7 protein-coding genes are annotated in these 11,591 nt (G+C 71.0%); 4 read left to right on the forward strand and 3 right to left on the reverse strand.

Annotation, left to right across the window (positions count from 1 at the left end; genetic code table 11):
• Nucleotides 1–14: 14 nt before the first annotated feature.
• A complete protein-coding gene (locus tag AC0T5L_RS01910; RefSeq protein WP_476163573.1) occupies nucleotides 15–1,820 on the reverse strand; it encodes a PspA/IM30 family protein in 1,806 nt (601 codons plus the stop codon).
• A 413-nt stretch (nucleotides 1,821–2,233) separates the two neighbouring features.
• Here AC0T5L_RS01910 and AC0T5L_RS01915 point away from each other — a divergent pair, with 413 nt between their 5' ends.
• Complete coding sequence (locus AC0T5L_RS01915) at nucleotides 2,234–3,658, forward strand: aldehyde dehydrogenase family protein (protein WP_476163574.1); 1,425 nt, start codon at nucleotides 2,234–2,236, stop codon at nucleotides 3,656–3,658.
• Nucleotides 3,659–3,730: 72 nt separating this feature from the next.
• Here the strand turns inward: AC0T5L_RS01915 and AC0T5L_RS01920 are convergent, their stop codons facing one another.
• Both AC0T5L_RS01920 and AC0T5L_RS01925 read right to left on the reverse strand, forming a co-directional pair.
• Complete coding sequence (locus tag AC0T5L_RS01920; RefSeq protein ID WP_476163575.1) at nucleotides 3,731–4,795, reverse strand: trypsin-like serine peptidase; 1,065 nt, start codon at nucleotides 4,793–4,795, stop codon at nucleotides 3,731–3,733.
• 161 nt (nucleotides 4,796–4,956) lie between these two features.
• Nucleotides 4,957–6,561, reverse strand: a complete 1,605-nt coding sequence (locus tag AC0T5L_RS01925) for a CocE/NonD family hydrolase (protein WP_476163576.1) — start codon at nucleotides 6,559–6,561, stop codon at nucleotides 4,957–4,959.
• A gap of 436 nt (nucleotides 6,562–6,997) precedes the next feature.
• On the opposite strand from AC0T5L_RS01925, the gene dxr reads away from it, so the two are divergent.
• From dxr to ispG, 3 genes are all read left to right on the forward strand, one after another.
• Nucleotides 6,998–8,218 carry a 1-deoxy-D-xylulose-5-phosphate reductoisomerase gene (dxr, locus tag AC0T5L_RS01930; protein WP_476163680.1) on the forward strand — a complete coding sequence of 407 codons (1,221 nt, stop codon included), beginning with the start codon at nucleotides 6,998–7,000 and terminating at the stop codon, nucleotides 8,216–8,218.
• Nucleotides 8,219–8,239: 21 nt separating this feature from the next.
• On the forward strand, nucleotides 8,240–9,592 hold the full coding sequence (locus tag AC0T5L_RS01935; RefSeq protein WP_476163577.1) for a M50 family metallopeptidase: 1,353 nt from the start codon (nucleotides 8,240–8,242) through the stop codon (nucleotides 9,590–9,592).
• A gap of 282 nt (nucleotides 9,593–9,874) precedes the next feature.
• Nucleotides 9,875–11,032 (forward strand): flavodoxin-dependent (E)-4-hydroxy-3-methylbut-2-enyl-diphosphate synthase, encoded by a 1,158-nt coding sequence (ispG, locus tag AC0T5L_RS01940; RefSeq protein ID WP_476163578.1) that lies wholly within the window; start codon nucleotides 9,875–9,877, stop codon nucleotides 11,030–11,032.
• The last annotated feature ends 559 nt before the right edge of the window (nucleotides 11,033–11,591 follow it).

Consider the following 11,591-nt stretch of genomic DNA (forward strand, 5'->3'; position numbering starts at 1 on the left):
CCAGGGTACGCGGGTCAGTTCGACTGCTGTACGGGCAGGTGACGGCCCAGGTAGCCGATGTACACGCGGTTGGTGGTGCCCGGCCCCAGGTGCGGGTAGAAGTACAGCCTCGGGCAGATGCCGTACTCGATGTCGAGCTTGATATGCGCGTACATGGGTACCCGGCCGCTGGACTCGACCTCCTCGGGGACCCGGAAGAGGCGTTTGTCGTTGAGCTTGCCCCGGTTGCGCACGTAGTCCGACTCCTGGGAGGCCAGCCGTTTGACGGGGATCACCTGGTAACCGTCGGGCGTCTCCTTCAAGTAGGAGTGGAACCCCAGGCCGCTTCCCGGGTTGTCGAACTGGTAGCGGGCGTAGTCGTTCAGGGCCAGCAGCGCCTCCCATGCGCGGGTGACCCACAAGGACTCCTTGCGGCTGTCGGACAGCTCGTACACCGTCTGGTCCTCGATGGTGAAGTACAGGTGCGGCAGCACGGAGTCGTCGGTGATCCGCTCCAGGAGTTCGCTCACGCTCGCCGGCGGCCGCCGCTGCGGGTCGCGGGGCGCGGGCGCCGCGGCCAGACGGAACAGCCCGGCCTCGCGCGCCTGTTCGCGCAGCCAGCGGGTCTCGTAGCGGGCGGAGCGCAGCTGCTCACGGGCGGTTCCGAGCTCCTCGCCCAGGTCCGCGGTCTCGGCCAGGAGCTCCTGGCGCTCCTCGGTGAGCTCGCTGATCCGCGAGCTGAGCCGGGTGACCTCCTCCCGCAGCCGCTGGGTCTGCTGCTCCAGTGCCTCGTGCTCCTGGGCCGTGACGTCGGCCGGTCCTTGTGCCGCACGCTGGAGGGCGGCCGACCCCCTGCCCGAGGGCGTGCCCGACCGTGGTCCGGTGGTCGTGCCACTGCTCCACGGGGCTTGCCGCACGTCATCGGTCTCCTCGTCCAGGAGGGCGTCCACCGCTCGGAGCGGCTCGGGCAGGCACACCTCCAGTGCGTTGTCGCGTACCCGCCGCGACAGGGCGGCGCCCACCCAGTTGCGGATGCGTTCGCCGTCACGGGCGGTGTCGAGCGTGGCGGGGCTCATCCGGGGGTGGCGCACCGCGTCCCCCTCGTCGAGCAGGTCCACGTGGGGTAAGAACGTGCGCACCCCGCCGGACGGCACGTCCAGGCCCCGGGGCAGGAGCGCGCCGATGCGCTCCTGGGCGGCGGCGTCGAGCACGTATCCGGCGCACATGCCGGTGCACCGGGACAGGGCCCCGGCCATGGAGCTGCGCCAGTCGGCGACGGTGACGTCGCGGGGCGCCCCGGTGACCACCACCGCCATGCGCCGCCGGGGGTCGTGGATCGTGGCCACGAGCGTGTCGACGAGGGAGTCGTCGCGCCCGCGCACGATTTTGGGCGTGGGCGGCAGCAGGTGGTCGCCGTCATGGCCGTGCACGGCGTCCAGGAGCATGCGGGCCGCCTCGGGCGGCATGATGTCCAACCGGGGCGGCTCAGTGCCGAACTGGTCGGAAGCGGCCGGGTCCACGGTCATGTCGATCCACACGTACTGCCAGGGGGACAGTTCGGGATCCACGACCACGGTGGCGATGGTCTGCCAGGTCCCGTCCGGTTTGTCGGACTCGGTGGTCAGTCGTAGGAAGGACAGCCCCTCGTCGGGGTTCTCATGGCGGACGACCAGGGCGCGGGAGCGGTTGCTCAGGTCGAAGCGGCCCGAAGCCGTGAAGTCCACGCGCGCGCCCGAGTTCCCGCGCTTACTCAGCCACCGGGACAGGACCGTGGAGGTGACGGCGACCAGATCGCCATCGTGTTCCGGGACTGCGACGAGCGTGCGGTAGACAAGCGGCAATGAGCACTCCCGGGCTCCCGTCGGCGGCGGTGGACCCGAGGGTCCGGCCGAACACGCTGGCAGAGCCCTCTTCACCACTCTGGACGAAGGAGCCCGCTGACGCCAGTCAGTCGACCAAAGATCCCTGGCCGGGCTGTCGGATCCGCGGAGGGACACGTGGCCCGGAGCCCGCCCCTCCGGGGAGGGACCAGTCCGCGGGCGCTCACACACCCGGTCCGGGGACTGGTGATCCTCAAGGTACTACCTCGTCAGCCGTGCCGTACCCACCGGTCATGCCGCGTGAGCGGGCAGGACCCGCGTACCGCTGGTGGGCGCCCCTCGGACGTGGTTGCTCCACTGTGGCCAACCAGTGCGTGCGGATTGGCAACCGTGGACAAGGCGTCCGGACGAAACAGGGCACTAGCGTCACGGTCATGTCTACGCGTCCGTTCTGGCTGGCCGGCACCGCCGCGACCGGCGACACCGAGATCACCGTCGTCAACCCCTACACCGGCGAGGACGCGGGTACGGTCTCCGTTCCCACCGTCGAGCAGATCGAGGAGGCCGTGGCCGCCGCGCACGCGGTCGCCGACGAGGCCGCCGCCCTGCCCGCCCACGTGCGGGCCAACGCCCTCGACCACATCTCACGGCGCATCGGCGAACGCGCCGAGGAGATCGCCCGCACCATCACCGCCGAGAGCGGAAAGCCGATCAAGTGGGCCCGTGTCGAGGCGGGGCGCTCCGTGTCCGTGTTCCGCTGGGCGTCGGAGGAGGCCCGCCGCGACAGCGGCGAGCTCCAGCGCCTGGACACCGACCCCGGGGGCACCGGACGTATGGCCATGGTCCGCCGCGTTCCGAAGGGGCCGGTCCTGGGCATCTCCCCGTTCAACTTCCCCCTCAACCTGGTCGCCCACAAGGTCGCACCGGCTGTCGCCGCAGGTGCCCCCATCATCCTCAAGCCCGCCCCCGCCACCCCGATGACCGCCCTGATCCTGGGCGAGATCATCGCCGAGACGGACCTGCCCGGCGGCATGGTGTCGGTGCTGCCCATGCCCAACGAGCGAGCCGCCTCGCTGATCACCGACGAGCGCCTGCCCGTCATCTCCTTCACCGGCGGACCGTTCGGCTGGAGACTGCCCGAGCTGGCCCCGCGCAAGCACGTCACCCTGGAGCTGGGCGGCAACGCCGCCGCCGTGGTGCTCTCCGACGCCGACCTGGACTGGGCGGCCCGGCGCGTGGCGCTGTTCGGCAACAACCAGGCGGGACAGGTGTGCATCGGCGTGCAGCGCGTCATCGTCGAGGACTCCGTCTACGACGAGTTCGTGTCGCGCCTGGTGGAGCAGGTGGAGGCCCTCGGCGTGGGTGACCCCGCCGACCCGGCCACCGACGTGGGGCCGCTCGTGAACGGGGCCGCCGCCGAGCGCGTGGCCACCTGGATCGACGAGGCCGTCACCAGCGGGGCCAAGCTCCTGACCGGTGGTACCCGAGACGGGATCACGGTGGCGCCGACCGTGCTCGCGGACGCACCCGCCGACGCCAGGGTGGTGCGCGAGGAGGCTTTCGGCCCGGTGCTGGTCATCCAGCGCGCGGCCGACGCAGACGCCGCCTTCGCCGCGGTCAACGACAGCGATTTCGGCCTCCAGGCGGGCGTGTTCACCCGCGACCTGCCCACCGCGTTCCGCGCCCACCGCGAGTTGCAGGTCGGCGGCGTGGTGATCGGCGACGTGCCCTCCTTCCGCGCCGACCAGATGCCCTACGGCGGGGTCAAGGGGTCGGGTGTGGGCAAGGAGGGCGTGCGCGCCGCCATGACCGACCTGTCCTACGAGCGCGTCCTGGTGCTCACCGGCATCGACCTCTAGACACGGCGGACGGCGGTGCCGGACAGGGCACCGCCGTCGCGCTGGAGGAGTACGGAGAAGAGCCCCCGGCCCCTACAACCGGGTCGCGCGGTCGTACAGTTCGCGCGCCTCCGAGCCGAGCCGTGGGCCGTACTGGGTGCGGCGGTCGTCGGCGTACTTGAAGCTGACCACCGAGGAGATCGTCCCCTTGCCGGTGCGGGGGTCGAAGCCGGTGAACCAGGGGCCGCCACTGGAGCCCTGGGTCATGGCGCAGCGCATCCCGTTGGCCGTGGTGCCGCCGGTGTCGGGCTTGGTGCGGCCCGAGCAGTAGTGCAGGTGCTTGCCTTCGTACGGTGACGACGCCGGGTAACCGAACGCGTACACCTGCACCCCGTCGCGCACCCGGTCCTCCGTCCAGGAGTCGAACGCGATCCGCTGGGAGCCGACCCGGTCCTGGACGGGCACGCCGTCGTCGGTGTTGACCACCACCATGGCGAAGTCGTAGCTGTCGTCGGCCCGGCGCGACCACTGGGGCGCCACCAGCAGGTCGCGTGCGGTGAACCTGCCGTGCGGGCTGTCCCCGGCCTCGTAGGCGGGTACGAAGGTCCAGTTGCGCGCCCACGAGCCCTTGCCGTCCTTGGCGCAGTGCCCGGCGGTGACCAGCGTGCTCCTGTTGGCGGCGTCCACGACCGACGCCGAACAGGTGAAGTCGCGCCCGTCCATGGTCAGGTAGACCTTGCCGGTGGTCCTGGTGACCAGTCCGTCCGCGGGCCAGCGCTCGCCCCCGCTGTCGGGGCGGGGCGAGGCCTGGTGCTCGACTCCGTCGTCGACGCCCGATCCGCTCTCGGGCAGTGGAAGGACCCCCTCCAACATGCTGGTGATGGGTCTGGCGGCGGCCATGCGCTCATCCGTCCAGTAGTCCAGGACGGCCTGGCTCTCGGTGCCGGTCACGGCCACCGACTGGTGGGAGACCCCGTCCACGCGTGCCAGCGCCTCACGGCTCTGCTCGACCGGTGCCTCTGGGGAGTGCGCCATGTGAATGGCCTGGGTGACGGCGGAGGCGGACGCGGGGAGCTTCTCGGTGAGGGCGAACCCTCCGAGCGCGACGGCCGCGGCGGCCAGGGGTGCGAAGATCTTGTGTGTGGTGGGCGAGGTCATGCGCAGATCCTCGCATACTTGCAGTAACTACACTGCTACTTTGTGTTTGTGTCGCGGATCTGAGGGGAAAAAGGGCCGCCTCCGGCGCGGGGGTCCCGCCGGAGACGGCCGAAGGTGCCCGAGGCGGAGGCCGCGGGAGTTGGCGCCGCCCCGGGCACCGGTCAGGCGAACGGCACCGTGATCCCGGCGGGAGCGTCCTCGGGGGAGCTCACGCGCACCCGGTCGCCGATGTCGCTCTCGTTCCGGTAGCGGGCGTCCCGGCTGTCCACCACCACGGTCAGGCGGTGCCCGGCGGGCACGTCCCACACCACCGGCGCCAGTTCGGTGTCCACCGTGACCGGCTCGCCGGGGGCGGCGTCCCGCAGGGTATGGGGCGCGTGCGAGAGAAGCGAGCCCGCTCCGTTGCCGTCGACCGCGTACAGGTACACGTACACGGACTGGTCCGCCGCGGTCGGTGTGAACGTGAACGAGACCTCCGGCGTGCCCGACACGCGCGCTCCGTCAGGGTGGGCGGGGCCGATCCACACGGCCGCCCGGTAGCGGTCCACCGTCGGCAGCAGTACCCCGGTCGGGACGTCGAAGAACTGCTGGAGTGCTCCGGACAGCATCACCGTGCCGCTCTCGGCGGAGGTGCCGATCCCGGTCCGGAAGCCGTAGCTCCAGCCGGTGGAGGGACCGGCCTCCATGCCGCCGCTGCTCTGCCAGCGGAACCAGTCGGTGCTCGGCCTGTCCAGGTAGTACCGTTCGGTGCCGCCGGTCACCGACGGCCAGTCGGCGTGCGAGGTCCAGTCGCCCCGTCCGTTGTTGGGCCTGACATGTACGGGCCCCCCGACGTCCACCCCGTTGTCCTGGCCGCGGAGGTGGTGGTCGAACCAGTCGCCCAGGGACTCCCAGACCTCGCTGGGCAGTCCGGCCGCGCCGAACAGCTCCTGGGTGGCGTGGTCGCCGGGGGAGAGCATCAGTCTCTTGGGAACCTCCAGCTCCTCGTAGAAGTCGGTGATGTGGCCGACGGGGAAGAGGCCGTCGTTCCAGGCGTGGGCCATCATCACCGCCGTGCCGTTGGCGTTGATGGCGTCGACTCTGGTGGCCGCGGAGCGGTCGGGGGCAGCGTCCAGGGCGGGCTGGATGTTGCCGCGCCGGTACTCGCGCTCGATCTCCCGCAGGTCCTCGCCGGGCCTGCCCAGCAGGTTTCCGGCCAGCAGGAGCAGTTCGGCCGACTGCGTGTCGACGGTCTCGCCGGGGTACAGCGAAGCGGCCAGGTCGGCCCAGCCGCTCAGCGAGGCCACGGCCCGGACCCGGTCGTCCCCGGCTGCTGTCAGCAGGCTGATGCCGCCGCCGTAGGAGATCCCGGCCATGCCGATGCGCTCGGGATCCGCGTCGGTGTTCTCCAGGGCCCAGTCGATGACGGCTCTGGCGTCGGCACGGTCCTCGGGGCCGGCGATCCCGATCTCGCCGCCGGAGTCCCAGAAGCCGCGCGAGGTGTAGGCGACGACCTGGTAGCCGGACTCGTGCGCCAGCTTGGCGGCGGCACCGACGTAGAGGAGCTGGGGCGCGCCCCAGGCCGAGGGCATGACCAGCAGCGGTCGGGGGCCCTCCGCGCCGGTGGGGGTGATCACCTCGGCCCTCAGCCCGGTGCCGTCATGGCTGACGACGGTCTCGTAGCTGATCGTGGCGCCGACGGAGGCGGCCGCCGGCGCGGACGGGAGCAACGCGGCGGCGAGCACGGCCGCGAGGACGCAGGACAGCAGGCGGGGGAGGAGCCGCACGGTACGGAGGGCGGACCCTGGCCTGCCCGCCGCGGTGGCGGGCCCGGCTGCCGGGGAGTAGCGGGGGTGTTCTTGGCAGGGCGCATGACGGGGGACCTCATGGGACTGCGGAGCGGGGGAGCCGATGGGTCGTCGCGCCGTCTCGCCATCGGGGTCGGTGTCCGTTCGGACCGAGGGGTGCGCGGGGGGCTTAACCGTTGGGTAACTTACTCACCGGTTAAGTTAAGCCAACGGACACTGCTTGTAAAGGCCTGGTGACTCCCGGGGCCGCGGCGCGCTCCGCGGGGCCGTGGGAACCCCCCGTGAGTCCTTGGAGAACGGTGGGAACGCCACCTCCGCCCCCACGGCTGTTCCCCCGGCAACGCGGAGGGCATCCCGGCCATCGCCGAAGGTGCGGAACAATGGAACCGTGCGAGAAGAACAGCAGCGAACAGCAGTGATCCTCGGGTCCACCGGCTCGATCGGGACCCAGGCCATCGACATCGTCCAGCGCAATCCCCGCCGCTTCCGCGTGAAGGGCCTGGCGGCGGGCGGCGGCCGGGCCGACCTGCTCGCCAAGCAGGCCGCCGAACTCGACGTGCCGCTGGTCGCCGTCGCCGATCCCGACCGTGCCGCCGAACTCTCGCGCTCACTGGCCGAACACGGCAGCCGCGCCACCGTCCTGGCCGGCCCCGAGGGGGTCGCCGAGCTCGCCGGGAGCGAGTGCGACGTCGTCCTCAACGGCATCACCGGCGCCCTGGGCCTGGAGTCCACCCTCGCCGCGCTGCGCGCCGGACGCACCCTGGCCCTGGCCAACAAGGAGTCCCTCATCATCGGCGGGCCCCTCGTACGCGGCCTCGCCCGGCCCGGTCAGATCATCCCCGTCGACTCCGAGCACTTCGCCATCGCCCAGTGCTTCCCCCATCTGCCCGAGGGCGAACTCGCCAGCCCCGCGCAGGGCCACGTGCACGCTCGCCGCGACGAGGTGCGACGTCTCGTCGTCACGGCCAGCGGCGGCCCCTTCCGCGGTAGAGGGCGCGACGAGCTGGCCTCCGTCACCCCGGCCGAAGCCCTCAACCACCCCACCTGGAGCATGGGGCCCGTCATCACCGTCAACTCCGCGACCCTGGTCAACAAGGGGATGGAGGTCATCGAGGCCAACCTGCTGTTCGACATCCCCTTCGACCGGATCGACGTGGTCGTCCATCCGCAGTCGATCGTCCACTCCATGGTCGAGTACGTGGACGGCTCCACCATCGCCAAGGCCAGCCCGCCCAGCATGATGATCCCCATCGCCTACGGGCTCGGCGCGCCCGACAAGGTGCCCGACGCGGCGCCCGGCATGGACTGGACCCGCGCCCAGACCTGGACCTTCGAACCACTGGACCACGAGGCCTTCCCCGCGGTCCGCCTGGCCAGTGAGGTCGGTGCGGCGAGCGGGACGGCGCCCGCGGTCTACAACGCGGCCAACGAGGAGGCGGTCGACGCCTTCCTTCACGGAAACCTCGCGTTTCCGGCGATCATGGACACCGTCTCCCAGGTAGTCTCGGAGCACCAGCGAACAGACCGTCCCGGGGGAGCATCCCACCACGGCGAGGAACTGAGCCTGGACGACGTGTACGCCGCTGATACCTGGGCCCGCTCGCGCGCGCGTGAACTGCTCGCACGCCAGGCCTGACACCGCTTTGAGGAGAGATGCATGGTCGCTCTGATGACCGTGGTCGGGATCGTCCTGTTCGTCTTCGGCCTGCTGTTCTCGATCGCCTGGCACGAGCTGGGGCACATGTCCACGGCCAAGATGTTCGGGATCAAGTGCACCGAGTTCATGGTGGGCTTCGGTAAGACCCTGTGGTCCGTCCGCAGGGGGGAGACCGAGTACGGCGTCAAGGCGGTCCCGTTGGGCGGGTTCGTGCGCATGGTCGGCATGCTCCCGCCCTCCCGGCAGCCCTCCGGCGGCTCACGCAAGCTCTCCCGCTGGCGGACCATGGCCGAGGACGCCAGAGAGGCCTCCTACGTCGAGCTCTCCCCAGAGGACGAGGACCGACAGTTCTACCAGCGGGCGCCGTGGAAGCGGCTCATCGTGATGTTCGCCGGCCCCGGCATGAACGTCATCCTGGCCGCGATCCTGCTCGGCGTGCTGTTCATGGGCATCGGCGTACCCCAGAGCACCACCCAGATCGGCCAGGTCAGCGAGTGCGTGGTGTCCGTCGGCAGCTCCGCCACCGACTGCGAGGACGCGCCGCCCACCCCGGCCGCGGAGGCGGGGATACTGCCCGGCGACGTCATCGTCGCGATCGGCGGCGAGCCCACCCCGGACTGGAACACCGCCAACCGGCAGATCCGCGAGTCCCTGGGCAGCACCGAGATCGTGGTCGAACGCGACGGTGAGCGCCTGCCGCTGGACGTCGACATCGTGGAGAACGAGCTCCCGGCCCGCGACGCCGACGGTGAGTTCGTCTACGAGACCGACGCCGACGGCGACCCGGTCTACGACGACGAGGGCTACCGCGTCTACCAGACCGAGACCGTGGGCTTCCTTGGCATCGTCTTCGCCACCGAGCGGTCCCCGCTCACCCTCGGCGAGTCCGCCGCCGAGATGGGCAGCATGATGGTCGGTGTCGGCGAGGCGCTCATCGCCCTGCCCAGCAAGGTCCCCGACGTGTTCGGCGCCGCCTTCCTGGGCGAGCAGCGCACCCAGGACTCGCCGGTGGGCATCGTCGGTATCTCCCGTATCGGCGGCGAGATCATGGCTCAGGGCCTGCCCGTGGCGGATACCGCCGCGATCATGATCCAGATCCTGGCCGGGGTGAACCTCTTCCTGTTCGCCTTCAACCTGCTGCCGATCCTGCCGCTGGACGGCGGGCACATGGCCGGTGCCCTCTGGGAGTGGCTCAAGCGCGGCTGGGCCAGGCTGTTCCGCCGTCCAGAACCCGCACCGGTGGACGTGGCGATGCTGACACCGGTGGCCTACATCGTCGTGGCCTGTTTCCTGGTGTTCAGCGTGGTCCTGCTCGTGGCCGACCTGTTCAACCCGGTCAAGCTCTTCGGCTGACACCCGTGGCCGACGGCCGCCGGCCACGGACGCGTCCGGCCAACGGCCGTCGCCCCGTCGACACCAGGCGTTCACGCTGGTCCCGGGCGCGCTCCGGTGAGGTGAGGCACCCCCTCGGGTGCGGGTAACCTTGTGGTCGCGATCCGGGAACGACGGTGTCGCCGAGGTCACCGTGCACGGTGACCCCCGGACGCGCCTCCGCGCGCTGCGCCGGACACCCATTCCCGAAACGGACGAATCAAGTGCCGCCCGCCCTCTGGCGGCAGACGAGGTGAATCAAGCGTGACCGTCGAGCTCGGTATTCCCACCACACCGCCGCGCCCGCTGGCGACCCGGCACAAGACGCGGCAGATCATGGTCGGAAACGTCCCCGTCGGTGGGGACGCTCCGGTGTCCGTGCAGTCGATGACGACCACCCGTACCTCCGACATCAACGCGACCCTCCAGCAGATCGCGGAGTTGACCGCGTCGGGCTGCCAGATCGTCCGCGTGGCCGTGCCCACCAACGACGACGCCGAGGCGCTGCCGATCATCGCCAAGAAGTCGCAGATCCCGGTGATCGCCGACATCCACTTCCAGCCCAAGTACGTGTTCGCGGCCATCGACGCCGGCTGCGCGGCCGTGCGCGTCAACCCGGGCAACATCAAGAAGTTCGACGACAAGGTCGCCGAGATCGCCAAGGCGGCCGGTGACGCCGGTACGCCGATCCGTATCGGTGTCAACGCCGGTTCGCTGGACAAGCGCCTGCTGGAGAAGTACGGCAGGGCCACCCCGGAGGCCCTGGTCGAGTCGGCGCTGTGGGAGTGCTCGCTGTTCGAGGAGCACGGCTTCCGCGACATCAAGATCTCGGTCAAGCACAACGACCCCGTGGTCATGGTCAACGCCTACCGGCTGCTGGCCGAGTCCTGCGACTACCCGCTGCACCTGGGCGTGACCGAGGCCGGTCCGGCCTTCCAGGGCACCATCAAGTCCTCGGTGGCCTTCGGCGCCCTCCTCTCCGAGGGCATCGGCGACACCATCCGGGTGTCCCTGTCGGCGCCTCCGGCCGAGGAGGTCAAGGTCGGCGGCCAGATCCTGGAGTCTCTGGGACTGCGTGAGCGCGGTCTGGAGATCGTGTCCTGCCCGAGCTGCGGCCGGGCCCAGGTGGACGTGTACACGCTCGCCGAGGAGGTCACCGCGGGCCTTGAGGGCATGGAGGTGCCGCTGCGCGTGGCCGTCATGGGCTGTGTCGTGAACGGTCCGGGCGAGGCGCGTGACGCCGACCTGGGCGTGGCCTCCGGCAACGGCAAGGGCCAGATCTTCGTCAAGGGCGAGGTCATCAAGACGGTGCCCGAGTCCCAGATCGTGGAGACGCTCATCGAGGAGGCCATGCGCATCGCCGAGGAGATGGGCGAGACCGGCGCGGAGTCGGGCGAGCCCACGGTCTCAGTGGCCGGCTGACCCCTCCACCGCCTCGAACGGCCGCGCCGGTCCTCCGGCGCGGCCGTCGTGCTGTTTCCGGAGGAGGCGCGTGCCGGGGCCGGGCGCGGCACGGTCCTGCTCTTCAGGCGTGCCGGCGGCGGCCGGCGGTCCCTCTCATGGTGCGTGACCGGACTGTCCCAGGTCCCTGAGGGGCAGTTCGTGCCGTATACATGTCCGTGACCGACCTTGGCGGCGAGGTCGGTACCTCCGTCGCGGCGAGCTGACGAGAGAGGGAGCGGTTCCTTGAGGACGGTACTTATCGGCGTGGCCGGAACGCTCCTCCTGACGGGGGTCTGTACGGGTTCCGGGGAGGAACCGCGGGTGCAGTCCCACGGCACGGCCCCCGGCGGGCCCCACGGCGAGGCACAGCTCTTCGGAACGCTGGAGGGCACCGTCGAGGACGGCCTCGCCTGCTTCACCGTCCACCCCCCCCGACGGCGGCCAGGCCTACCTGGTCACCTGGCCCGAGGGCTACGCGGCCCTGGACGATCCCCCGCGCGTCACCGACGAGAACGGGGAGACCGTCGCCACCGCCGGG

The organism is Nocardiopsis sp. TRM 82005 (genome assembly GCF_056312425.1).

Bases quoted from the DNA above. Each gene is read 5' to 3' on its own strand.
- AC0T5L_RS01915 (WP_476163574.1), top strand. From the start codon at position 2,234: ATGTCTACGCGTCCGTTCTGGCTGGCCGGCACCGCCGCGACCGGCGAC.
- AC0T5L_RS01920 (WP_476163575.1), bottom strand. From the start codon at position 4,795: ATGACCTCGCCCACCACACACAAGATCTTCGCACCCCTGGCCGCCGCG.
- AC0T5L_RS01935 (WP_476163577.1), top strand. From the start codon at position 8,240: ATGGTCGCTCTGATGACCGTGGTCGGGATCGTCCTGTTCGTCTTCGGC.